The following is a 25,600-nucleotide window of genomic DNA, read 5'->3' on the forward strand; positions in this document are numbered from 1 at the left end:
AACACGGGAAATAACATAATGAAAATCCAACTCCGCAAAACAGCTCTATCACTTGCTATTGCAGCATGTGTTGGTGTGAGTGGTGCAGCGTTAGCAAATGAAACAACATCTGCTATCAAGGGTCAAATCAAAGGTCCTAGCGGCAACCCTGCTGCAGGCACTAAGATTACTATCGTTCACTTACCTTCAGGTTCAACTAAAGAAACTGAAACGAACGATGCGGGTTACTTCACAGCAAAAGGCCTACGTGTAGGTGGTCCTTACCGCGTTGTTGTAGATTCTGACGTATTCGCAGATCAAACATTCAACAACATCAACCTACAAGTTGGTGCTGACTACCCAGTTAATGTTACGTTAGAGAGACAATCTTATGTAGAACAAATCGTAGTTACTGGTCGTCCAATCAGCCGTATGTCTGGTGGTACAGGCCCAGCTGCAACGTTCACACTTGAAGATTTAGAAAACCAACCAGCTATCAACCGTGATTTAAAAGATATCGTTCGTATCGATCCACGTGTAACAATTGACGATAGCCGCGGTTCAATCAACTGTGGTGGTGGTAACCCACGTTTCAACAGCTTAACGCTAGACGGCGTTCGTATGAACGATAACTTCGGTTTAAGCTCTAACGGTTACCCTACAATCCGTGCTCCTTTCTCTTTTGATTCAATCGAGCAGGTGGCAGTTGAACTAGCACCTTTTGATGTTCAATATGGTGGTTTCACATCATGTAACATCAACGCTGTTACTAAATCAGGTGGTAACGAAGTACACGGTGGTGTTTTCTTCGACTACACAAATGATTCAATGAAAGGTGATAAAATCGAAGGTGAAGACTACGATAACGGTGATTACACCGAAAAACGTTACGGCTTCAACGTTGGTTTACCACTAATTAAAGATAGCCTTTTCTTATTCACATCTTACGAAAAACTTGAAGGTGTAAAACAATACAACTACGGCGGCCTAGACACAGGTAGTGTTACAGCTGCAGACGTTGCACGTGTACAACAAATCGCTCAAGACGTTTACGGTTATGACGCAGGTGGCATGCCATCAAGCGCACCAGTTGAAGATGAAAAAATCTTAGTTAAGTTAGACTGGAATATCAACGATGACCACCGTGCAAACTTAATCTATAACTATAATGATGGTTTTACACTGTCTCAGTCAGATGCTTACAGCAACACTGTTACTTTAGATAATCACTTCTTCAAGCAAAGTGCTGAATTTACATCAATCATTGGTTCACTTTATTCAGATTGGTCTGATGAATTTTCAACTGAAATTCGTTTAGGGAAATCAGAATTAGATCAGACTGTTCGCTCTTTAGATGCTGCAAGTAGCTTCGGTGAAATGCAAATTCGTACAGAAGACGGCGGTACTATCTATATCGGTCCAGATGATTCTCGTCAATCTAATGCTCTTAGCTACGAAACAGTGACAGCAAAAATTGCGGGTACATACTACCTTGATCAACACACTATTACAGCTGGCTACGAGTTTGAAGAGTTAGACGTATTCAACCAATTCGTTCAGCATACTCAAGGTGAGTGGCGTTTTAAATCAGTTGATGATTTTGAAGATGGTTTTGCAGACCGTGTTTACTACAACAACGCGGCAGGAACAAATGATCCTACTGATGCTGCAGCAAGTTTTGCCTATGCTCAACATACATTATACGTTCAAGATGAGTACAGCTTTACAGATTTAGATGCAACATTAACGTTTGGTCTCCGTTACGACAAATACACAAGTGACGACAAACCTAACTATAATGAAAACTTTACAAACCGTTACGGTTTCAGCAACCAATCAACATTCGACGGCATCGATTTAATTCAACCACGTGTTGGTTTTGAGTGGTACGCAACAGATGCACTAGAAGTACGTGCAGGTGTTGGTTTATTCTCAGGTGGTAACCCGAATGTATGGCTATCTAACTCATACTCGAATGATGGTATCACTAACATTGGTACATCAATCAGAGGTGGTGTTGACCTATTCGCTACGCCAAACGTGAACGGCGGCACACCAGGTTATGAAGTACCACAAAGCCTTTACGATCAAGTTGCAAACACAGTCATTGGTTCAGGTGATTCATCAGTAAACGCTGTTGACCCAGACTTCGAAATGCCATCAGAGTGGAAATACTCAGTAGGTGCAACATACACAACTGAAGATGAGTACGTATTCTCACTAGATTACTTATTCACTAAACGTAAAGATGCTGCTTTCCTAGAAGATATCGCGTTACAAGATTCTGGTAACACTACATTTGATGGTCGCCCAATTCTTGAAGAAAAAGAAACAGGCCGTTACGGCGATTTACTACTAACTAATGTAAGTGGTGACAGCGGTGAGTCTCATGTTATCTCAGCTGCAATGAGCAAACGTTTTGATAACGGTATTAGCGTACAACTAGCTTATGCTTACACTGACTCAACTGATGTTAACCCTATGACAAGCTCTGTAGCGAGCTCAAACTACGGTAACTTAGCGACATATGATCCGACTAATCCAGGTGCACACACATCTGATTACGAGATCCCGCATCGCTTTACTATGACATTAGGCTACACAACTGAGTTGTTTGATGGTTACAACACTCGTTTCAACCTGTTCAGCGAAACGTACAAAGGTCTACCTTACAGCTACACATTTGATGATTCAGACGGCGTTTGGGGTGATAGCAACTCAAACGGTGGTCGTCAGCTAATGTATATCCCTGAAGTGAATGACCCTAACGTTGTTTACGACATGACTCCTGAAGAAGTAACTGAGTTTAACGAGTGGATTTCTGCTCAAGGTTTAGCTCGTGGTGAAATCTCTGGTCGTAACCGTCAAAATGCTGATTGGTTCACTAAAGTTAATTTCAAGATGACTCAGGAAGTACCTGGATTCATGCCTGGTCACAAAGGTGAAGTATTCTTCGTTATCGATAACTTAACTAATATGTTAAACGATGACTGGGGCGTACTTAAGAAAGGTAGCTTTGTTGGTAACAGCATGGTGACCGTAGACCTTGATGACCAAGGTCGTTACGTATACTCAGACTTCAACCCTAACAATGGTAAAACTGCAACTCAAAGCAGCGCATCAGTTTGGGAAATGCGTGTAGGTGTGCGTTACACATTCTAATAACGAGTTAAACTTGTTATAAAACAAAAGCCCGCCCCTACTGGCGGGCTTTTTACGTTTTAGAGAAAGTTAGGGAGTTGCTAGTTACGAGAGTAAAGCTACTAGGGGAAAATTAGCAAGAGTAAAGCTTCAAGAGTAAAGTTAGAAAGTTGCAAGGTAACAGCGATTTTACATCGCGTTCTAGTGCCTAAAACCTAGAGTCTAATACCTGATAAAATTTCCGTAGGACGGGCTTTAGCAGTGAATGGTTGTAGTAACGAGATACGAGATAAGAGTTATGAGAGTAAAGCTTCTAGAGGAAAGTTAGCAAGTTGCTAGGTAGCAGATTTTATTCGCGTCTGATGGCTGACAGCTGAAAGCTTTCTAAAAAATGCAGGCCATTTAGACCTGCACAGATATCTTTATTTAAGCTGCGTAAACTGCAAGTGGGTGTGTTGTGTTAATAGATACATGTACTGCATCACCTGGGCGTACCATCACTTCATGGCTTACTCGGCTTGTCACCACAGTATCACACGCTAATTTTACAGCGCATAAGCGGCTGCCACCTTCGTAGCGCACCCAGGTCACTTTACCATTGCTAGTAGCTGCATTTTGAATAAGGTGAACATCATCAGGGCGAAGTAATACATCAACTTTTGCAGTATCATGATCAACTTTAATCGCTGGTGCATTACCTAAATCAGTGGTGGCAATATCACCTTCACAATTACCAGCAATGAAACTTGCTTCACCTAAGAAGCGTGCAACAAAGCGATTGCTTGGTAAGCTAAAGCAGCGTTCAGGGGTATCGATTTGCTGAATAATGCCTTCTTTTAATACGCCAACACGGTCACCAACAGATAAGGCTTCTTCTTGGTCATGGGTTACCCAAATTGCAGGAACACCTGCATCTTTTAATGCATTACGAATATCCCAACGAAGGGTGTCTTTTAAAGCTGCATCTAAGTTTGATAAAGGCTCGTCAAGCAATACAAAGTCAGGTTCGTGAGCCAATGTACGGGCAAGGGCTACACGCTGCTTCTGACCCCCCGATAAAGTAGCGGGCTTTTTATCACGAAATGCTTCAAGACCCAGTAACTTAATCCAATGATCAGCTTTTGAGGTATCGGTTAATCTAAAGCAAATATTTTGCTGTACTGTTAAGTGCGGGAATAACGCAAAGTCTTGAAATACCATACCCACTTTACGTTTTTCTGGTGGAACTTTTAACTTTGGGGTAGCTCGCCATGAGCCTAAATTAATTTCGCCTTCACTGATAGGAATAAGCCCAGCTAACGCTTGTAAAATTGTACTTTTACCACAGCCAGTTGGACCAACTAGCATGAGGATCTCACTTTCCCCAAGTGATAAGTTGAGTTCACTTACCACACGATTGCTACCATAATCGATAGACAGCTTACTAACTGATAGCATTAAACTGATCCTTAATGTTCTAATTGACTGCGCTTTTCGCCTGAGAGCATTATAGCTAAGCCACATGCTGATATCACTACTAACAAGAGCCCAGGTATTGCAGCGCGACCGAAATAACCGGCTTCATAAACACGCCATAAATAAGTTGATAGGGTTTCAAACCCTGTTGGGCCGAGTAACAATGTTGCTTCAAGCTCTCGCATTGATTCTAAAAATACCAAGGCTGCACCAGCAATGATACCGCGCAGTGTTAAAGGCAAGGTAATACGCATAAATGCTTCACGAGGGCTTGCGCCTAATACGCGTGCTGATTTAATTAAACTCGAATCTAAGTGTTCTGTGCTGGTACGCACAGAGCCAACTGCCAGTGGTAAAAAGCGTAGCACGTAGGCAATCACTAATAATGCCAGAGTTTGGTATAAAAGCGGTAATTGCAGGCCTCCATAAACAAGTGCAGTGCCCATTACGATACCTGGTATACCAAATCCGAAATAAGTTACCCGTTCCATAATGCGCCCTACTTTACCGCTTAGTGCAGCATGGGCTACAGGTATAGCAACAACAACAGCGACAATAGCCGCAATGCCAGATGCATAAGCCGAGTTCCACGCAATGCTGAAATCAAAATCGGCAACACCATCACGTGCAAGCCACAGGGTAAATATGGCTAACGGCAAGCAAATAGCCAGTAATAAAACTGGTAGAAAAGTCACCAGCATGGCTAACTTTTGTCCGTTAGATGGGAATAACATCAGCGGTCTACCGTGGCGCTCAGAAGCTGTTTTAATTTGTGATTCGATGAACAGTAAAAAGCCTACTATGACCATTAATTGTAGCGATAACATCGCTGCTCGGCTTAACCCAAAGGCGTTATATTCAACATAGATAACGCGGGTAAAGGTATCTAAGCGCATCATCGCCGGTGTACCAAAATCTGATAGAGTATAAAGTGCAACCAGTAATGAGCCCGCCGCAATACCGTTTATTACACGCGGTAATATGACTTTAAACACACTCATCGGCATCGACATACCTAAAGTGCGAGCCGCGTTTACCATGCTGGCATCTAGACTAAGTAAAGACGAACGCGTTGTAAGCATTACAAATGGAAACGTGTATAGCGTCATTACAATGGCGGCGCCAGTTAAGCCATACATAGGCGGGGTTTCAAAGCCTAGCAGCTGATTTATCTCACCACCGGGGCCAAATGCTGCATATAAAGTAAACGCGCCAATATAACTTGGAATAGCAAGTGGCGCTGCAAACAAAACAAGCCAAAGCTTTTTAAAAGGAAGTTGAACATAGGCACTAATAAACGCCAGAGGCACGCCAATTAAAATAGAGCCTAAAACAGTTAACACCATAAGTGATAAAGTGTTACCAAGAATTTTTAAATTGTGACTATCAAAAACAGCCGTCGCATCACTGGCTAAAGTGATCAGAATATAAACTGGCACTAACGCCAAAAGCGCTGCAAGCAGCGCCATGGGATAAGAAGCAGGTATGCGCATTATAAAACACCGCTACTGCGCATAAGGTCGAGTGTTGGCCTTAAATCTGCCAATTGAGTTAAATCGATTTTCGGCGGTGACACATCCGTTAAGGCTGGTAATCCAGCTGGCTGGTCAATACCTTGGATCAATGGAATTTCATAGGCTTCACGTGCTAAGTAACTTTGTACTTCAGAACTTAGTAAGTAGCGCATAAAGTTCATTGCATTCGGGTTGTCTGTCAGCGATAACACACCTGATGCATTAACTAAACAACCGGCATCTTGATTGGTAAAAGCAAGATCAAGGTTTGCATCTGGTTTACCTGATTTAAGACGTAACGTGTAATAATGGTTTGCAAAACCAATATCCACTTCACCACGTTCAACGGCCATCACTACGCCAAGCTCGCCGGCATAAGTTTTCGAGCGTTTTTGAACTTTCTTAAGCCATTTAGCCGTTTTATCTTCACCTTCAAGAATGCGCATTGCCGTGACAAATGATTGGAAAGAAGCATAAGCAGGTGCCCAACCAATTGATAAATCGCTATCGGCAATAGCCATTATGCTATCTGGGATCTGATCTTTTGATAAACGCTTAGTGTTGTAAGGTAATGTACGAATACGACCTGTCACTGGTGCCCAGCCCGGATAGCGGAACTGAGGTTGTAATTGCGCTTCTAAGTCACTTGGTAGTGGTTTAGCTAAACCTGCGTCTGTTACTAAGCCAATCGCACCTGAGTCAACGGCCCAAAATAAATCAGCACGTTTAACACCCGCTTTCGCTTCAGCCACAATCATGTTGGCAAGTGCAGCAGTTGGACCACGGCGAATTGATAAATTAAGTTTTGGGTTTTTCTTTTGGATTGATTGCAGTACGTTTTCGTACAAACCACCTTCACCACGGCCTAAATATAAGGTTAAGTCACCCTCTAGGGCGGGTAAGTCTTTCACTGAAATAGGGCTTGCAGCAGAGGCTGCAAAGGCACGAGAAAGAGGTAGCGGCATTGCGCCCACTACCCCAAACGCAGCCAGGCCTTGAATAAAGGTCCTACGCTTCACTAAAATACATCCTTACGTGCTTTTTCGGCTTCTTCTAGTAACACCTTAGCGCGATCTAGTTTTTCTTGCATATCAACAACCACTGCACGTACTTGGTCAACAGACCCTTTATCAGAAATAGCTTTAGGCAGGGTTACGTTAAAATCTTTTTCGAGAACTTCTACTAACTTCGCATCTTTTTCGATAAGTGTACCTTCAACACCTTCGAATAAGTGAAGGTAAGTATCGTGTACAATTTGCGTTGCTTCATCGCTTAAACGTTCTGCGTATTTTGCAACAACACGGTCTAATTTATGTTTGATCTCATCGATAGTAGCGCTTTGCGTCATTGTTTCAGAAGCAGTTGCTTTTACAGCTTTTAATAAGCCTTTTTGCTGGAAGTCGGCAGCAAGTTTAACAGCTCCAAGACCCTGCCACAAGGCAGCATTTAAGGCCTTTTGGTGCTCACGTACTTCGCTTGCTGGTTTTTTGTCATCAATGGCCATTTTGATACCATAAATGCCTTGCCAGATTGATGCATAAACCGGTACATAATTCGTTTCAATCGCACTGTGAAACTTTACTGATTCCCAGTATTCAATTAAATCATCGCTTTTAACTGCTTTTGCGCCTTTTGTTTCATAATCGGTAACCATGGTGTCAACTTTACCGATCATCCACTCAACGTCTTCTGAGTAATCTTTTAAATTTTCTTTTAGATGATTAACGTGCTCACCAATTGGGCCATTTGCCAATACAGGTTGGGCAATAAAAGTAGATGCTAATACTAGGCTAAGACCTAGTGTTTTAACGGTGTTTAACGCTAATTTCATAGGGGGGACATCCAAGTTTCTAATTGTAAATGATAGCCATTATCATATACGTATCGATTGTCTAAATCAATTGCTATAAAGCCTTGATTACAGAATTACACATTTTTATTTAAGTGATTGGAAAGCTTACTAAGAGTGTTCATAAATTGTTTAAGTTCTCGGCTACCTAAGTCGCTCACTAAACCTGCTTGCCACTCATTTGCTAATGGCACAATTTGCTCATGCAAACGGTTCCCCTCAACGGATAGTGATAACAAACTTGCGCGTTTATCCTTAGGGTTTTCTTTGGCTATTATAAGGTTTCTTGTCAATAGCGACTTTACTGCACGAGACACCGTTGATTTATCCATTTGTGCCATATCACATAATTCTTTGGCAGTACGCTCACCATATTGCGCCAAATTCGCAATTATACGCCATTGTGGAACCGTTAAATCGAACTGCTGTTGATATAGCTCACTAAACTGCTCACTCATTTGCATTGCAATATTGGTTAATGAATAAGGTAAGAACTGTTTTAAATCGAGCGTTGTTTGATTATCTGTCGTCATAGCTGCACTACTGTCAAAGAATATTTACACAAGTAAATTCAGTGTAGTTTGAATTTAGTCTCACATGAGAGTATCTTACCTAAAACCTTTCAGGAGTCTAGTGATGAATAACGAATTACAATATATGACAGGCTTTGGTAATGAATTCGAAACCGAAGCATTACCCGGTGCATTACCTATCGGTCAATTCAGCCCGCAAAAAGTTAAATACGATTTATATGCTGAGCAGTTCAGCACAACTGCATTTACAGCGCCCCGTGCTGATAACCGTCGTACCTGGTTTTACCGCATTCGCCCGTCAGTAATACAAGGTGATTACACGCCAATTGATAATGGCCTTATTCGCACCGCTCCTATTACAGAAGTGCCAACACCACCGACAATGCTACGTTGGGATCCAATTGAAATTCCAGCACAGCCAACTGATTTTATAGATGGTTTAGTCACTATGGCTGCCAACGGTAGTGCCAATGCACAAACAGGTATTGGTATTCATATTTATGTCGCTAATAAATCAATGCAACACCGTTACTTTTATAATGCTGATGGTGAAATGTTATTTGTGCCGCAACAAGGTGAGCTATTACTTAGAACCGAGTGCGGGCAACTAACCGTTCGTGCAGGAGAAATTGCCGTAATTCCTCGTGGCATTAAGTTCGCAGTTGATTTGCTCACCGATACAGCACGTGGCTACATCTGTGAAAACTATGGCCATGCCTATATTTTACCAGAGCGCGGCCCAGTGGGTGCCAATGGTTATGCTAATGACCGTGACTTCCACTACCCTGTAGCGGCTTTCGAAGATATTGAAGGTGATTTTGAACTCGTTGCTAAATTCAATGGCAATATGTTCCGTTGTGATATTGGTCACTCGCCATTAGATGTGGTTGCTTGGACGGGTAACAGTGCACCTTACAAATATGATCTTGCTCGATTCAATGTTATGAATACAGTAAGTTACGATCACCCAGATCCATCAATCTTTACTGTATTAACATCACCATCTGGTACAGAGGGTGTTGCTAATATCGATTTTGCTATCTTCCCTCCACGTTGGATGGTGGCTGAGAACACATTCCGCCCACCTTATTACCACCGTAATATTATGAGTGAGTTTATGGGCTTAATAGAAGGTGTGTACGATGCTAAAGAACATGGCTTTGTACCAGGTGGTTCTAGCTTACATAACTGTATGTCGCCACATGGTCCAGAAGCCGATGTATTCGAAAAAGCATCAAATGCTGAGCTTGAACCACAACGCTACGAAAACACTTTGGCATTTATGTTCGAATCGCGTTACGTTATTTCACCAACTAAATATGCCCTTGAAGGTAAAGAGCGTCAGCCTAACTACACAGATTGTTGGCGCACTATTAAAAAACATTTCACAGGTAAACAGGACGTATAATGAAACTTTATAGCTATTTTCGTTCATCAGCTGCATACCGAGTTCGCATTGCGCTTAATTTAAAGAACATTGATCACGAGTTGGTGACGGTTAATTTATTAAAATCAGAACAGCAAAGTGACGAGTACCTAGCTAAAAACCCACAAGGGTTATTGCCAGCACTTGAAACTGATCAAGGTGTACTTGCGCAATCGCTGGCTATTTTAGAGTGGTTAGAAGAAACTCATCCAGAAACGCCTCTTTTAACGGGTGATGCATGGCAAAAAGCTCAGATCCGTAATTTATGTTATGCCGTAGCGTGCGATATCCACCCTATCGATAATTTGCGTGTATTAAAGTACTTGGCTAACGATCTTGGTGTTGATGAAGAAGCAAAAACGACCTGGTATAAGCATTGGGTAGAAGTGGGCTTTGAAAGTATCGAAAAGCTACTTAATGAAGCGAACACTTTTTGTGTGGGCAACAAACCAACGCTTGCTGATGTGTGCTTAGTGCCGCAAGTATTTAATGCCTTGCGCTTTAAAGTCGATATGACCAAGTACCCTAAAATTGCTGCGGTATATGAGCAATGTAATAAGCTTGATGCCTTTATTGATGCTGCACCGCAAAACCAGCCAGATGCGATTTAAGCTTTAAGATTTGTTTTTAAAAAGGCCCGAACATTTCGGGCCTTTTTTATTTGTTATCTAAGCGCTGAGTTAATCACACTCACATGGTTAATTAAATCGAGCCCTAAGTCGGTTAAGTAGCCACCATCAGGACTATCTGTAATACCTTTATCATAAAGACGTTTTGCTGCATCTTTAATTGAGCTTTCGGCATCGGAATGAATTTTAATTCCCTGCATTTGAGAGTTGCGAGGAAATTTTGCAAGCAGGGTTAGTTCGTCGATCATATTTTTATCAAATTGCATGTGTTCACCTTTTTATTATTTATTCCTTGTCATAAGCTTAGTGTAGTTATACAGATCTGCCCAACGGGAGGCGCATTTTGTTAAAGAAAATTTTACTGTTAAGTACTTTGTTTACTTTAGGGTTTCTAAACCAAGCGCTAGCAAAGGAAAAACCACTAATTGTGCTTGATGGTCAAGAGGCATTAAACAATCAAAAAGTGTGTTGGTATGAAAATAAACGCTATACCGAAGGTGCGTATATTACTGTTGGCGATATTAGGTTAATTTGCACTGCTAAACAGCCTAATTTTTCAAACAGTGATTTGGCTTGGCTCAGACTAAATGCTAATGGCGAGATTATTTACCCTAAACAAGCGAAAACGATTCACGTCAATTAGCTTAAAACGCACAGATAGGGTACTATTGCGCGGTTGCAAATAACCTAAGATTTATCATGGACAATCAACCAAATAATCCGTTACATGGCGTTAAACTAGCCGACATCATTACTAAACTTGAAGAAAAACTTGGTTGGGAAGGTATGGCAGCGCACGTAGACGTACGCTGCTTTCAAAATGACCCAAGTGTAAAGTCGAGTCTTAAGTTTTTACGAAAGACCCCTTGGGCACGAGAAAAAGTAGAGCAGTTATATATTGATACCTTTATCAATAATGACCTAGCTGATGATGGCACTTTCCAATGGAAAAGCATCAAAAAGTAACCACTTAATCTTCAGCTGCTACCATCACCGAAAGCGATTTCGGTGATATCTCTACCTCTAGTTTATCTGCGGTTTTCACCTCACCATCAATAACATAGCTCAACCCTTTTTCTGCGCTTACTGTTACTCGTTTAGCATTTGTGTGATGACTGTTAATGGCAAAACTAGTTTGCGTAATGCTCGAGAAGACTAACTCCGCAATACTTAAAGTACTCGCTTTAGAATCGGCACTAGGTGTTAGCCAATTTACATCGAGTAAACCATCTTGATGATCTGGCTGCCCTGCAGATTGAGCAAGTAAAGTAGTAAATGGCGCGGCGTTGGCGATGATTAAACTGGTGGTATTGATTGTTTGCTCATCGTTATTATCAAGAGTAACAACATAGTCTTGCGCTTCATGCTCACCTAATGCTTGCCAAAACCCTTGTAAATAAGCTAATTGCCCAGACTCATTTTTAGCATCACGATGGGCTTTTTCAATCATCTTTTGTTCAAAACCAATCCCTGCTAGTAATAACATACGCTCGCCATTACACACAGCGGTATCTATTCGACTCGCCTGCCCTTCAATAATAAGCTCACACGCCTGCTCTACCGGAATAAGCTTCGATTGTATACCCATCAACACATGAGCGAGCGCATTGGCAGTACCTAAAGGAATAATACCCAGTTTACACTCTGTATTAACAAGTACACTTGCCACCTCTGTTACTGTGCCATCACCACCACAGGCGATGACTACATCAGGGTTCAATTCTAGTGCTTCTTTGGCTAACTCAGTACCATTTACCTGCTCTGACGTGGTGTAAACAGTTAAATCGTAATACTCAGACAAACGAGATGTAATTTGCTTACGTTTAGCTTCCCACAGTTTTGTGCCAGAAACAGGATTAGCAATGAGCACAGCTTTATTTTTGATTAGTAAGTCACCTCTACGATGGCGACGCACAAGATGACGCAGCTGGCGCTTGTTTAAATTTGCAGTTTCTCGTGTCTCTTTAATTTGTGCGAGTACTTGGTGCACATCGGCATCTTTGTTTTGGCTAAGTAAGTAAGCTGCCATCACAAATACTGAACGGCCACGCCCTAAAGCGCAATGAACTACAACACGTCTATCTGCTTTTACTTGGTGGTCAATCCAATTAATCGCTTGGTGTAGTTGCGCGCGTGTTGGCACGCTATGATCAAGAACAGGGATATTTAAATAACGAATATTCTCTTGCGTAGAAGACCATTCAAGGCCATCAAACTCGCAAGTTACATCTAAAATAGCTGTAATACCCATTTCTTTCATGGTGTCTATATCTGAAGGAAATAAACGACAGGCTAAAAATAAATGCTCATTAATTTGTTGTAATGGTGGCACTTTGTCGTGTTTTCTCGACCAAGCATTGTAAAGTTGTGCACCCAATAAAAATGGAATAAAAGCCCAACGAATATAGATAGGAATAACGCCATTTTCACGTTTTCTAAAAATACGTGCGATATTAAAAAAATATGCGCCACTAACCAAAAGTAACGACAAAGCCGTCCAATAAAAAAACAGCGCAAAGTAAAAAGTTTCTACCCGAATAGCCGCAATTATAAATACAATCGCTAAAGCTAAGTAACTAAATGCTGCCCACATAATCACTCCTTGTTATTCTAATTGCATACTACGTTGCAAGTTTCACTCCAGTAAAAGCCGTTAAATTACCCCTACTGGCTATTTAAAATCAGTAACTTAGCATTTATAAAAAAGCTTACCATTTTAGTTTAGGACATTTTTTCACAATTTTATGAATAACTTACAATAATTTACATAGAACGAATTGCATAGATTTGCCAAGTACTCTTTCCCTGCTAGTCTATGTTAAAAGTCATGCCTAATAATCACAGGTTTTTAGTAGAGCTTTCGTCAAAAATTTAAATCAACCCGAGCATAATTCGTTATGAAATACGATGACCAAACGCTACTTAATTTACTTGCAGCAGAATATGTTTTAGGCACTTTACATGGCCATGCCCGTGATAGATTTAGCCGCTTAATGCGAACCTCTCCTCAAGCCCGATACGCAACCTCATTATGGCAAAGACATATAAAAAACCTAGAAAACGCGATTGAATCTAACCCACCTGATCAGCAAGTTTGGGATAAAATAACAAAACGGATTGACCCACTATTTCTACCAACACAGAAGAAAGCAAAAGACCCTAACTTTGGAATATTTAAGGCTTGGGCTGCTATTGCAACAGCGGTTTGTATTGTGTTGGTATTAATTACTTGGCAACCGCAAGAGTCGTTTAGTGATAAAATCAATCACTCGGTAATGTTTTATGACTCAGCAAATAATCCAGTTTGGAATTTAGAAATAAGCGATCACAGTATTTTACTTAAAGCAGCTAGCGGCATGAGTTTGCAAACTGATTATGATTACCAGTTGTGGATCCGTTTAAAAAACTACCCCAACGCCATCCCTATTGCTTTATTACCAAAAACAGATAGCAAAGAAATTGCCCGAAACGCAATATTTAAACCAAAAGATATCACTTTACTTGCAATAAGCCGTGAACCAATTGGCGGCTCACAATCAGGTAGCCCAAGTGAAATTATTTATACAGCCGTACTCGATGCGAACAAATCATACACAGACTAGAAACAATATATAAATACGAGCAAAGCCAGTATTTCTAAGATAGATGACCTAGTCGATAAACCTTTGTACTTGCTATAGTTACAGCCTCTTTTTACTTATATTAAAAGAAATGGGGTCATTCGAGTATCAGACTTGTCTGCCTGTATTATCTTAGGAATAAAAATGAAAAAGTCGTTGTTGTTTACGCTATTTCTATTAATTTTTAGCTCTATCTGTCACGCCCACCAGCAAAGCACCGCTTATCTTAATTTAGAACAACAAACGAGCGATAAGCTATTGCTAGTAGGCTCTTGGCAAGCCTCGGTGAATGATCTCGATAAAGCAGTAAACTTCGATAAAAATCAGGATAATGTAATTACATGGCATGAAATTACATCACAGCAGCAAGCAGTATTAGACTATCTAAATAGCCATTTTAATGTGTTACAACAAAATCAAAGCTGCAAGGTCACGGTTGATGGTGCACTTAGTATAGATAACCACTTTAATCAGTCGTATATCCATGTGCCACTACAAGTTGATTGTCCATCTGATAGTTCTATAACAGTTAATTACACAGCCCTATTTGAATTAGATAAGCATCATCAAGCAATTGCTGCCATTGCTAAATCAAGCCGCGTATTTGAACAAAATACGCCAAAACAAGTTATAAACTTTAAAGAGCAAAGCTTCACCACAACGTTTATAGAATATGTACATCAAGGCATATTACATATTTGGATGGGTACCGATCATATTTTGTTCTTAATCGCGCTATTGCTGGGCGGTGTGTTAGTTCGTAAGCAAGGCGAGTGGCAACGTGTCGAGTCTAAAAAACAAATTCTAATTGATACAGCTTGGATAATCACCGCTTTTACAATTGCTCACTCAATTACCCTCACAGCGACTGCTATGAATATCATATCGCCAAACACCCGATGGGTAGAATTAGGTATCGCGCTTTCTGTATTTTTTGCTGCAATAAATAATATTTGGCCAATGATTGTGCGCTTAGGCTGGATCACATTCTGTTTTGGTCTATTACACGGTATGGGGTTTGCGAGTGTTTTAGGTGAGCTTGGTTTATCAAATGAATACCAGCTAATGAGTATTTTAGCCTTTAATTTAGGGGTTGAGATTGGTCAACTGGTTATTTTAGCAATCTGTTTACCACTGCTAATGCTACTTAGAAATAACACTTGGTACAAAAAAGCTATTATGCCAGCAGGCTCAGTGGTAATTGCCATTATGGCAATCCAATGGTCTATGGAGCGCTTTTAATAAGCGCTTTATTCAAAGGGTAACAATAAGGTTTTCATTGTTGGACGTAGCGCTTTAAGTAACTCATGAATATCTAAATCTGGGTTGAGCATTTTACGCAGTAACAGGCCACCCATTACTGAAAACATCACTTCAATACGGGCATTCACTTCTTCAAGTGCTGTGCCTTGTAATGGCCCTCTTTCACCCACTAATAATTCACGCATAGAATCACGAGCGTGGCTATCTGACTCTCGTAATAAGTTAGCCACTTTTTCATTACGAGCAGCTTCGGCGAGCATTTCTAAATCAAGCGCACCTTGATTCAAATCGGTATGGCGCTCAACGCCTCTGCCTAGACCATCTAGTAATACAGTGACACGATCGCCGGGTTTATCAGCAAACTCTTTAAAGATTGAGAACATTTCTTCCATATCACGCTCAACAATCGACTCTATAATCGCTTCTTTACTGGCGAAGTAATTGTAAATGTGGCCAGCACTCATACCCGCGGTTTTTGAAATTTCGGCCATTCCCGCGCCATGATAACCCTTACGTCGAAAACAATCCGCTGCGGCACAAAGCACTTGATTACGTCTTGCCTCAGCAAGCGCAGGATCATTGTGTCTTTTCGTTTTTTGCGTCATGGTTTCTCCAAGCTTTACTGACTAGGGTTAACTTTAATTTAAACAAGGTTTACAGGATCTTAATCTTTGAGGAGAGTCAAAACAACTAAGAACCTGCAAAACCTTAAATAAATTATGCTTTTGCTGATTTATTGCACAGATTTTTGTGCATTCCAGCCGCCACCCAGTGCTTTATACAAATTAATTTGGCTCGCCAGATACGCTTGCTTACCCAAAATTAACTGTTGTCCTGCACTGTACCAATTTCGCTGTGCATCCAATACTTGCAAGTAACTGTCGGCGCCTTTTTGAAAACGTGCATCCGATAAAGTAAAAGATAGCTCATTACTTTGATACAAGTCATTCAGGGCATCTAACTGATGCATATAACCTTCACGATCAGCAAGGGCATCAGAGACTTCTTTGAATGCCTGTTGAATGGTTTGCTCGTAACTGGTTATAGCCATTTCTTGCTGAGCTTTTGCAACATCGAGATTAGCTTGATTACGACCCATGTTAAAAATGGGCAAGTTTACCGAAGGCACAAAGCTCCAAGTCCCAGAACCTGAATCAAAAAGATTACTCAAGTCAGCTGAAGCTGTCCCCGCATTCGCGGTTAAACTGATGCTTGGATAAAATGCCGCTTTTGCCACACCAATGTTTGCATTGGCAGCCAATAAATCATGCTCTGCAGCTTTGATATCAGGTCGCTGAGTCAATAGCTCAGACGGTAACCCTACTGGCACATCAGGCAAACTAAGTACATCATCAATACTTTCACTTGGTAATAAATCTGCAGTGACGGTTTTACCTACTAGAAAATCGAGGGCATTTTTATCGCGCTTAAGTAAACGCTGATAGTTTGCAATATCGACCTTAGCGGTTGCTACTGTGCTTTCAAGTTGCGATAGCGTTAACTGAGAAGCAGCACCTAGAGCAAATGTCTTACGAGTTAGCTCTAAAGACTCCTGCTGAGACTTTAAAGTCTCGTTTGCAAGTGCCAAAAGCTCTTTGTCCGTCGCATAGTTAAGCCATGCATTCACTAATTCGGAGATCAAACTAATGCGCACACTAGTCAAACTGTATTCAGCCGAATATAGGTTTTGTAATGCTTGTTCTGATTGGTTGCGTACTTTGCCCCAAAGATCAATTTCGTAAGCGGTTAAGCCAACAGTCGCTGAATAATTTTCAGAGATAGTTGATTGACCAGTACCAGATAAATCTGCCGGAAGACGCTGACGAGTACCCGATGCATTTAGGTCTATGCTTGGGTAAAGCGCTGAATCTTCAATCTGATACATTGCTCTAACCTGCTGCACATTCAGTGCAGCAGTTTTAATATCTTTGTTGTTTTCCAGTGTGAGCGCAATCAGCTGTTGCAGCTGCGCATTACTGAAAAATGACTGCCAATTGAGCGCATTGATATCGCCCGCTGTACCTTGGATTTCATAGTTTTGAGCAACGGGTAATTCACGTTGCTCCATATCTGGCGCCATATTACAGGCAGATAACATAAGTGCAGCAACAGACACTGAGATAAGTTTAGCTTTCATTATGCCTGCTCCTCATTAGTTGACTTTGTTTTGCCTGGGAATACTCTGCGCACCAGTACAAAGAACAGCGGCACAAAGATTACCACAATGGTCGATGACGCAAGAGTACCGCCAATAACAGCAATACCTAGTGCGTTTTGTGCACCTGAGCCTGCACTGGATGCAATTGCCAGTGGTAGTACACCACACACAAATGCCATTGATGTCATAAAGATTGGACGTAAACGTAGACGAATAGCTGCTACCGCGGCATCGACAAGTTTCATACCTTCATCCATTTTATGAATAGCAAACTCTACAATTAAGATGGCATTTTTTGATGCCAGACCTATGGTGGTTAATAGACCCACTTGGAGATAAATATCGTTTGATAAATTAAATACAAATGACGCAATCGACGCACCAAATACACCAAGCGGTACAATTAGCATAACGGCAGCAGGAACTGACCAGCTTTCATATAACGCCGCTAAACATAGGAATACAACCAACAATGAAAGTGCATAAAGTAATGGCGCTTGACCACCACTTAAACGTTCTTCATATGAAATTCCTGTCCATTCGAACGATACGCCCGGTGGTAATTTCTTAACCATTTTCTCAACTTCAGCCATCGCTTGACCAGTACTGTAGCCTGGAGCAGCAGCACCTTGGATTTCCATCGCTGAAAAGCCGTTATAACGCTCAAGACGCGGTGAGCCATAAGTCCAATAAGAATGAGCAAAGGCAGTAAATGGCACCATGTCACCATTGGCGTTACGTACATACCACTCATCTAAGTCTTCTGGCACCATGCGTGATTCTGGCGTACCTTGTAAGTACACTTTTTTCACACGACCACGGTCAATAAAGTCATTTACATAGCTACTACCCCAAGCCGTTGATAACGTATTATTGATATCTGCTTGAGTTAGGCCTAATGCTTCGGCTTTTGCTAAATCAATATCTAGCTCTAGCTCAGGTTTATCTTCTTGACCATTCGGGCGCACACCAGATAACACCGGGTTTTGTGCAGCCATACCTAAAAACATGTTGCGTGCTTCAAGTAGTTTTTCGTGACCTAGACCAACCCTACCTTGTAAGAACAAGGTGAAACCGTTTGCAGTACCAAGCTCAACAACCGCAGGAGGTGGGAAAGCAAACACGAACGCTTCTTTAATCGTTGAGAAGTACCCCATGGCTTTACCCGCAACCGCACCGACAGTTAAATCAGGACGCTGACGTTCATCCCAGTGTTTTAAACCCACAAAGCCGATTGCCGCGTTTTGACCAGAACCTGCAAAGCTGAAACCTGTTACCGTAAAGATAGACTTAACCGCTTCTGATTGTTCTTCTAAGAAGTGATGTTCCATCTTTTCAACAACTTTTAACGTTTGCTCTGTTGTTGCACCGGCAGGTAAGCTTACTTGGTTAAACAAAATACCTTGGTCTTCATCTGGTAAGAATGCCGATGGGAATTGTGAGAAAATAAACACCATGCCACCGACGATTAAACCGTAAATAAGTAAATAGCGTTTACTGTGCTTGATCATGCGAGACACAAAACCTTGTGTACCCGAGTTCGTTCTGTCAAAACCACGGTTAAAGCCAAGGAAGAAACGACCAAATAAAGATTTATCGTTATGTACATGACTTGGTTTTAGCATTGTCGCACACAAAGCTGGTGTTAAAATCAATGCAACAAGTACTGATAAACTCATCGCAGTTACCAAGGTAATTGAGAACTGGCGATAAATAACCCCTGTTGAGCCAGGGAAGAACGCCATAGGCACGAATACTGCCGACAGCACCATCGCGATACCAACAAGGGCACCTTTGATTTCATCCATTGATTTACGTGTTGCCTCAAGAGGAGATAAGTTCTCTTCGGTCATTACACGTTCAACGTTTTCAACCACGACGATTGCATCATCTACAAGTAGACCAATGGCAAGTACCATCGCAAACATGGTTAAGGTATTAATTGAGAAGCCAAACACTTGCAAGATAGCAAACGTACCAAGCAATACAACAGGTACTGCAATAGTCGGAATAAGTGTTGCTCTGAAGTTCTGTAAGAATAAGTACATTACCAAGAACACCAGCACAACAGCTTCGATTAGAGTGCTGACAACTTTTTCAATTGAAAGCGAGACGAATGGCGTCGTATCGTAAGGAACAACCGTTGTTAAACCTTCAGGGAAGAAAGGCTCAAGCTCAGCAAGCGCCGCTTTTACGCCATCAGCTGTATCAAGTGCATTAGCACCACTGGCAAGCTTAACACCTAAACCTGATGCCGGTTTGCCGTTAAAACGCGCAACAACACCGTAGTTTTCACCACCTAATTCAACATCAGCAACGTCACTTAAACGAACAACTGAACCATCAGCATTGGTTTTTACAAAGATATTTCTAAATTGCTCAGGTGTTTGCAAGCGGCTTTGTGCTGTCACCGTTGCATTTAATTGCTGGCCACTCACCGCTGGCAATGCACCTAGTTGACCTGCCGAAACTTGCGCATTTTGAGCACTGATTGCAGCACTAATATCAGCAGGAGTTAATGAGTATTTTAGTAATTTAGCAGGGTCTAACCAAATACGCATTGCGTATTGAGAGCCAAACAGCTGTACTTCACCGACACCGTTTACACGAGAAATAATATCAAGCACGTTTGATGAAACATAATCACCGATATCGATGTTGTTCATACTGCCGTCTTCAGATACAAAGCCTACAACCATTAAGAAGTTACGAGCCGATTTTGCAACCGAGACACCTTGACGTTGTACTTCTTCTGGTAATAACGGTGTTGCAAGCGACAATTTGTTTTGTACTTGAACCTGTGCGATATCCGGGTCTGTATCTGCACTAAAGGTTAAGGTTAAGGTCGCTGAGCCGTTAGACTCTGAGGTTGACGACATGTAGAGCAAGCCATCTAGCCCTTTCATTTTTTGTTCAATAACCTGTGTAACCGTATCTTCTAGAGTACGGGCCGACGCACCAGGGTATGTGGCTTGAATACTAATTGCAGGTGGTGCAATTGATGGATACTGCGCAACCGGCAAACTTCTAATTGCTAAGATACCTGCCAGCATAACAACGATAGCAAGTACCCATGCAAATATGGGCCGATCAATAAAAAATCGTGACATTAAGTTTCTCCGTTACTGGCTGTTAGCTGCTGATTCTGCGGGCATTGCATTGACTGGTGCACCTGGGCGGATTTTCTGTAAACCTTCAACAATTAACTTATCGCCATTGTTTAGGCCGTCTGTCACTAACCAATTTGAGCCAACAGTACGATCAGTTTTAAGCACACGTGCTTCTACGGTATTATCTTTGCTTACAACCATGGCTGTAGGCTCACCTTTTGTGTTTCTGCTTACGCCACGTTGCGGTGCTAAAATCGCATCACTTTTCACACCTTCAACAATCACTGCACGAACATACATACCTGGTAGTAGTAATTTTTCAGGGTTAGGAAATTCAGCACGTAAGGTTACTGAGCCTGTGCTTGGATCAACAGTCACTTCAGAGAATTGCAATGTACCTTTATGTTGATAAGTACTGCCGTCTTCCATCTTTAATTCAACTTTTGAATGCAAAGCGGCATCTTTATCAAGATCACCCGCAGCAATGGCTTTTTTCAAACGTGTTAGTTCACTGCTTGACTGGGTTAAATCAACATAGATTGGGTCTAATTGAGTAATGGTTGCTAATGCAGTTGCTTGATTTGCACTCACAAGGGCACCGGCAGTGACATCTGATTTACCAATTTGGCCACTAATTGGCGCTAACACTTTACTGTAGTTTAAATTGATTTCAGCGGTTTTAAGCTGCGCTTGAGCTGTCAGTAAGTCAGCTTTTGCACCTTTGTATGCTGCATCAGCTTCGTCGTAATCTTGTTGGCTTACTGCTTTGATGCTCAATAGCTCTTTATAGCGTTCTGCTTTTGCCTTGGCATTTGCAATACTTGCTTGAGCTTTAGTAATAGCGGCTTTACTAGTCGCTACTTCAGCTTCAAATGTAGATGGGTCAATCTGATATAAAGCTTGGCCTTTTTCAACCTCAGCACCTTCAACAAACATACGTGATTGAATAATACCATTAACCTGCGGACGAATTTGCGCGATACGTGAAGCAGCCACACGACCCGGTAATTCTTTAGTTAGCGTAAGTGGTTTGCTTTGCATCTCAATAACACCAACAGGAACAGCTTGAGCTGCCTGCGTTTGCCCTTGAGCCGATTCTGATTGGCCGCAGCCTGATAATAAAACAGCACCAGCCAAAGCTGACACTGCAAAAAATGGAATGCGAGAGCGCTGCATGTGTAGTTCCTTAGTTTAGAGTGAACGATCACTCTAAACTAAAAAAGGCACAGATCAACCATCTTTAAAGAACTTTACATTAAATAAAATGCTTGCTTTAACGCATGAATTTTGTGCAATAAATAAATTGCTAATTGAATTATTACGAACGTAACTGAGAAAGTTGTTTTAAAACTATTAGTTATGCGAATTGAAGTTATATCAATTCGCAGATTATTCGCCTAAACACATGCCCATTGCGCGGGCACTTGCTATTAAAGAATGTTCTAGAGGGATGACGCGATATTCAGAAGTAGCTTCTTTTAAACTGATTGGTTTAATTTCACCGTCTTTACTGACAGGAATAAAACCAAACTGGCCTTTCTTTACTAGCTCGAATGCTTGCACCCCAAACTCTGCTGCAAGCACCCTATCAAACGCATTAGGTGTGCCTCCACGTTGAATATGCCCTAATACGGTTACTCTTACATCAAGATCAAGCGCCACACGTATTTGTGAAGCAAGCTGCTCAGCAATGCCACCAAGCACTGGGTTTTCGTAACCAAGTTCATTTGATTGTTTACTAACAACATCACCAGCAACAGGTTTTGCTCCTTCTGAAATGACAATGTTGGCAAATCCATGGCCTTTATCAAATCGTGATATTAGTTTGGCTTTAATAGCTTCAATATCGTAAGGAATCTCTGGAATAAGTGCGACTTCTGCGCCAGCTGCAATAGCAGAGTGCAAACAAATCCAACCGGCATCGCGCCCCATTACTTCAGTCACAATCACTCGGTTATGACTTTGCGCTGTTGGTATTAAACGATCAATGGCTTCGGTGGCGGTGTCGACAGCAGTCTGAAAACCAATTGTGTAATCAGTGCCATATAAATCATTATCAATAGTTTTTGGTACCCCAACGATATTTAAGCCATGCTCAAATAAATGCTGAGATACCCTATGTGAACCATCACCACCAATATTTATAACGGCATCAAAACCAAGTTGCTTAATAATACTGATTAACTCATCAGAGCGGTCAATAAACACTTGTTCGCCAGCTATTTCAGCAGGAAATGCGGTAGGATTCCCTTTATTAACAGTTTCGAGAATTGTTCCACCACGAACATGAATACCCGCCACAACTTCACTAGTTAAGTGTATAATATCATTTGGCTTTTCAAGCACACCACAATATGCTCTTCGGCTACCATACACCTGCCAATTGCCATCATGTTCGGCTGCTTTAACCACCGCTCTGATCACCCCATTGAGCCCAGGGCAATCACCCCCACTTGTTAATAGCAGTAATTTTTTCATTGTATTACCAACTTCGTTCACTGATTAATTACAGATTAGCTTATATGTTGAAGTTTCGCGTATGACTTACATCAACTAAAACTTGGTTTTTTATGCGTAGAAAAAAGCGCAACAAATAGCACTAGTAATACATACTTAGGCAGACTAGTCAGTAAAGTGGTGTTATCAATATTTGCAGAAAAGGTGTTAACAGCAAAATATAAATGCAGCGCTAAAAATGGTGTCAGCAATATAAAGTATGAATACGTTTTATCTTTAAGGTACAGCGACTTACTAATGAGTAAAAATATTAAGAGTAACGCTAATAAAGGAAGACCTAAAGTAACGATATCAACCATTGATAAAGCAAAGTTAGGTGACAAATCATAAAGGGCTGAAAGTACTTCGGTTGGAATCGCAATAGCCGAACCATAACCTATGACTGGTATTGATAAATAGGCAAATAAACAGCCAAAAATAAATAAAAGTAGTACGTTATATTTCATAACCCCATTCCATGGTTTGTTCATTATTAGCCTTACGCTAACTAATAATGAACAAATTATCCACTACTTTTTCAGTACCTTACATCGTTAAAATGTCTTAACTTTAAAGGCTAGGTTTTCTACCGCACAGCCTGTACTACTCGTGTTTACACGATAATAATGAGTATTGTCTGTGGCATTTAAATCTAATAAAAACTCATCATGCTGAGCGACTGCTTGTTGCTCTTGTGTTAAGCACATAGCTTGTACAAGCGAACGTAATTTAGCATCTGAAAAAATAGTGCCAAAACGCTGCATCGGCAGTGGCGGAATTTTAATACTAGGGAGTGCATTATCAACAGTTCGTTTAGCTAGAGTAAAACCATCCTTTGTTACATCAATAACGGCACCAGCAGGCCAATAACTGATTGCTCCGTTGTTTTTAGCGTCAGATTTAACATGCACGACACCGCTTTTACCAATCACCGTCATTAGTGCGGTTTCACCAGCTCGAATTGATACAAGGGCTGTTGTCTCATCAATGCCAAAGCCATGCTGTTGCTCGGTATCTGCCAGTAATCTTGCCAAACGCATTGTTCTGTTGCGCTCGCTAAAGTGTGTATCAAGAACACCATAAGTAAAGCTGCCAAGCCCACCTTGTTTTTCATAGGTAAGACTATCAGCCGAAATCTTATCACCGCATTCATTTTCACAGCGCTCACTCGGCGCAGACACCGCAAACGAGCCTTCTCTCATTGCCGCTAAACTTGTACCATTTGAAATCATCGGCACTGTGCCGTAGGCATTTTTACCACCACTTTGCACCGCTGTACCTGCGCTTGTGCCAACAAGTAATGGTCTTTGTAAAATTGCGTGAGTCCAAGGATATTGCTTGCCGTTGTCATCAAACAGTACTTTTCTGGTTAAACTCTGATCGCCACCGTTAAACATAATACCCGTAGCGTTTTCAATCAGTTTAACTAAATGATCGACTCCTTTATCACAAAGCGCTTTTTCGGCCTTAATTCGATCAGGGTAAATTGTCTCACGATTAAAAACGCCCATAGAGTCAGTGCGTAAAGAATCCAAACTCTCACATTGCTTACTGGTAATCGCTTTTGCTAAGGCGGGGGTTAGAGGTAACCAGCTTGATTCTACACCAGTAAAGTCTAATAGCGCTTCATAAAAGTCAGCTGATTCATATGGGTCTCTGCTTGAAGCCGTAACCGCTAAAATTGTTGGTGATTCGGTGGTTGTTTTTAATGATGCAGCAACAAAGTCTAAAATATCATTGGCTGCACGTTCGTTATTATCGCTTGTACTGACCTGCTCTTTTTGACGGGTCGAATCTGTATTTAATACAGCCACTTCAAGTGAGTCTACGACAAAGTTGTATTCTGAATCAGTGAGTTCGTTTAGTAACTTGTTATCTAAATCACGCCATGCCCATAAAATATCACTTTTAGTGATCAAACCTGACTTTTCACGTGCAATCTGTGCTAATACCTTAAGCGTTTGCTGACGATTTTTTTTATTCTTGGTTGGCCAATTTGTCTTTATTGTAGATAAAGCATCATTATTTAATCGATATTGATTAGTTTGTTTACCACTAATCTGTTTACTCGAAAGACAGTTTTTAGGGCTCATACTTGAGCAGGTGGTCAAAGAACCGCCGACTAAGACCAGCGTTTGCTGTTGATCATTTGCATAGACTTTGCTGCCAAATGATGCGAAAAACAAACCAAATACCAAAGAAAAAGCTGAAGTTTGATATTTAGTCTTTTGCTCCTTAAGGATGTTCATATTGTTACACTCTTGTAAAAAAATATTAGAAAATTGCTTGCGCAGCTTTTTGTTGCTTGCTATAAAAAAAAGGAACATTTAAAAACGCGAGTAAGCTAGCACTGTATCGCTAGCTTTGTCAAAAGACCTTACGGATTGGAATTATGTTGAAAAACGCATTATCGCTTTGCACATATTT

At 41.2% G+C, this 25,600-nt stretch carries 21 protein-coding genes; 7 read left to right on the top strand and 14 right to left on the bottom strand.

Annotated elements, in window-relative coordinates:
• Window positions 1-18: 18 nt before the first annotated feature.
• Window positions 19-3,141 (top strand): TonB-dependent receptor, encoded by a 3,123-nt coding sequence (locus WA256_RS06000; RefSeq protein WP_335989731.1) that lies wholly within the window; start codon window positions 19-21, stop codon window positions 3,139-3,141.
• 405 nt (window positions 3,142-3,546) lie between these two features.
• On the opposite strand, the gene WA256_RS06005 is transcribed toward WA256_RS06000, so the two are convergent.
• From WA256_RS06005 to WA256_RS06025, 5 genes are all read right to left on the bottom strand, one after another.
• Window positions 3,547-4,557, bottom strand: a complete 1,011-nt coding sequence (locus WA256_RS06005; RefSeq protein WP_269408361.1) for an ABC transporter ATP-binding protein — start codon at window positions 4,555-4,557, stop codon at window positions 3,547-3,549.
• Between the two features lie 11 nt (window positions 4,558-4,568).
• The gene (locus WA256_RS06010) at window positions 4,569-6,068 is read right to left on the bottom strand and encodes an ABC transporter permease (RefSeq protein WP_063530111.1); all 1,500 of its coding nucleotides are present in this window, start codon (window positions 6,066-6,068) and stop codon (window positions 4,569-4,571) included.
• Complete coding sequence (locus tag WA256_RS06015; protein ID WP_054563064.1) at window positions 6,068-7,108, bottom strand: extracellular solute-binding protein; 1,041 nt, start codon at window positions 7,106-7,108, stop codon at window positions 6,068-6,070. The genes WA256_RS06010 and WA256_RS06015 overlap by 1 nt, the downstream gene beginning before the upstream one ends.
• On the bottom strand, window positions 7,108-7,920 hold the full coding sequence (locus WA256_RS06020; RefSeq protein WP_062565497.1) for a hypothetical protein: 813 nt from the start codon (window positions 7,918-7,920) through the stop codon (window positions 7,108-7,110). The genes WA256_RS06015 and WA256_RS06020 overlap by 1 nt, the downstream gene beginning before the upstream one ends.
• A 95-nt stretch (window positions 7,921-8,015) precedes the next feature.
• On the bottom strand, window positions 8,016-8,471 hold the full coding sequence (locus WA256_RS06025; RefSeq protein ID WP_335989738.1) for a MarR family winged helix-turn-helix transcriptional regulator: 456 nt from the start codon (window positions 8,469-8,471) through the stop codon (window positions 8,016-8,018).
• 103 nt (window positions 8,472-8,574) lie between these two features.
• Here WA256_RS06025 and hmgA point away from each other — a divergent pair, with 103 nt between their 5' ends.
• Window positions 8,575-9,879, top strand: coding sequence for a homogentisate 1,2-dioxygenase (gene hmgA, locus WA256_RS06030; RefSeq protein ID WP_335989740.1), 1,305 nt, complete (start codon window positions 8,575-8,577; stop codon window positions 9,877-9,879).
• Window positions 9,879-10,508 (top strand): maleylacetoacetate isomerase, encoded by a 630-nt coding sequence (maiA, locus tag WA256_RS06035; RefSeq protein ID WP_054563060.1) that lies wholly within the window; start codon window positions 9,879-9,881, stop codon window positions 10,506-10,508. The genes hmgA and maiA overlap by 1 nt, the downstream gene beginning before the upstream one ends.
• 53 nt (window positions 10,509-10,561) lie before the next feature.
• Here the strand turns inward: maiA and WA256_RS06040 are convergent, their stop codons facing one another.
• Window positions 10,562-10,792, bottom strand: coding sequence for a TIGR02647 family protein (locus WA256_RS06040; RefSeq protein ID WP_054563059.1), 231 nt, complete (start codon window positions 10,790-10,792; stop codon window positions 10,562-10,564).
• 77 nt (window positions 10,793-10,869) lie between these two features.
• On the opposite strand from WA256_RS06040, the gene WA256_RS06045 reads away from it, so the two are divergent.
• Both WA256_RS06045 and WA256_RS06050 read left to right on the top strand, forming a co-directional pair.
• The gene (locus tag WA256_RS06045; RefSeq protein ID WP_269408366.1) at window positions 10,870-11,169 is read left to right on the top strand and encodes a DUF1496 domain-containing protein; all 300 of its coding nucleotides are present in this window, start codon (window positions 10,870-10,872) and stop codon (window positions 11,167-11,169) included.
• A 56-nt stretch (window positions 11,170-11,225) separates the two neighbouring features.
• Window positions 11,226-11,492 (top strand): VF530 family protein, encoded by a 267-nt coding sequence (locus WA256_RS06050; protein ID WP_335989743.1) that lies wholly within the window; start codon window positions 11,226-11,228, stop codon window positions 11,490-11,492.
• A 4-nt stretch (window positions 11,493-11,496) separates the two neighbouring features.
• Here the strand turns inward: WA256_RS06050 and WA256_RS06055 are convergent, their stop codons facing one another.
• Window positions 11,497-13,119 (bottom strand): diacylglycerol kinase family protein, encoded by a 1,623-nt coding sequence (locus WA256_RS06055; RefSeq protein WP_062565501.1) that lies wholly within the window; start codon window positions 13,117-13,119, stop codon window positions 11,497-11,499.
• Between the two features lie 304 nt (window positions 13,120-13,423).
• On the opposite strand from WA256_RS06055, the gene WA256_RS06060 reads away from it, so the two are divergent.
• Both WA256_RS06060 and WA256_RS06065 read left to right on the top strand, forming a co-directional pair.
• Window positions 13,424-14,128: an anti-sigma factor gene (locus tag WA256_RS06060; protein ID WP_332393870.1), complete on the top strand. Its 705-nt coding sequence runs from the start codon at window positions 13,424-13,426 to the stop codon at window positions 14,126-14,128.
• A 162-nt stretch (window positions 14,129-14,290) separates the two neighbouring features.
• Complete coding sequence (locus tag WA256_RS06065) at window positions 14,291-15,388, top strand: HupE/UreJ family protein (RefSeq protein WP_335989748.1); 1,098 nt, start codon at window positions 14,291-14,293, stop codon at window positions 15,386-15,388.
• Between the two features lie 8 nt (window positions 15,389-15,396).
• Here WA256_RS06065 and WA256_RS06070 read toward each other — a convergent pair whose 3' ends face one another.
• The 7 genes from WA256_RS06070 to WA256_RS06100 all read right to left on the bottom strand — a co-directional run bounded on the left by WA256_RS06070 (window position 15,397) and on the right by WA256_RS06100 (window position 25,422).
• On the bottom strand, window positions 15,397-16,014 hold the full coding sequence (locus WA256_RS06070; RefSeq protein ID WP_058584303.1) for a TetR/AcrR family transcriptional regulator: 618 nt from the start codon (window positions 16,012-16,014) through the stop codon (window positions 15,397-15,399).
• Window positions 16,015-16,142: 128 nt separating this feature from the next.
• Window positions 16,143-17,546, bottom strand: a complete 1,404-nt coding sequence (locus WA256_RS06075) for an efflux transporter outer membrane subunit (protein ID WP_335989751.1) — start codon at window positions 17,544-17,546, stop codon at window positions 16,143-16,145.
• Complete coding sequence (locus WA256_RS06080) at window positions 17,546-20,677, bottom strand: efflux RND transporter permease subunit (protein WP_335989754.1); 3,132 nt, start codon at window positions 20,675-20,677, stop codon at window positions 17,546-17,548. The genes WA256_RS06075 and WA256_RS06080 overlap by 1 nt, the downstream gene beginning before the upstream one ends.
• A 12-nt stretch (window positions 20,678-20,689) precedes the next feature.
• Window positions 20,690-21,853 (bottom strand): efflux RND transporter periplasmic adaptor subunit, encoded by a 1,164-nt coding sequence (locus WA256_RS06085; protein WP_063529955.1) that lies wholly within the window; start codon window positions 21,851-21,853, stop codon window positions 20,690-20,692.
• 213 nt (window positions 21,854-22,066) lie between these two features.
• Window positions 22,067-23,155 carry a 6-phosphofructokinase gene (locus WA256_RS06090; protein WP_335989757.1) on the bottom strand — a complete coding sequence of 363 codons (1,089 nt, stop codon included), beginning with the start codon at window positions 23,153-23,155 and terminating at the stop codon, window positions 22,067-22,069.
• A 71-nt stretch (window positions 23,156-23,226) separates the two neighbouring features.
• Window positions 23,227-23,640 carry a hypothetical protein gene (locus WA256_RS06095; RefSeq protein ID WP_335989759.1) on the bottom strand — a complete coding sequence of 138 codons (414 nt, stop codon included), beginning with the start codon at window positions 23,638-23,640 and terminating at the stop codon, window positions 23,227-23,229.
• Between the two features lie 87 nt (window positions 23,641-23,727).
• Window positions 23,728-25,422, bottom strand: a complete 1,695-nt coding sequence (locus tag WA256_RS06100) for a cyanophycinase (RefSeq protein ID WP_335989760.1) — start codon at window positions 25,420-25,422, stop codon at window positions 23,728-23,730.
• Window positions 25,423-25,600 lie beyond the last annotated feature (178 nt).

This window comes from Pseudoalteromonas sp. CH_XMU1449-3 (assembly GCF_037027245.1).
GTDB lineage: Bacteria > Pseudomonadota > Gammaproteobacteria > Enterobacterales > Alteromonadaceae > Pseudoalteromonas > Pseudoalteromonas shioyasakiensis.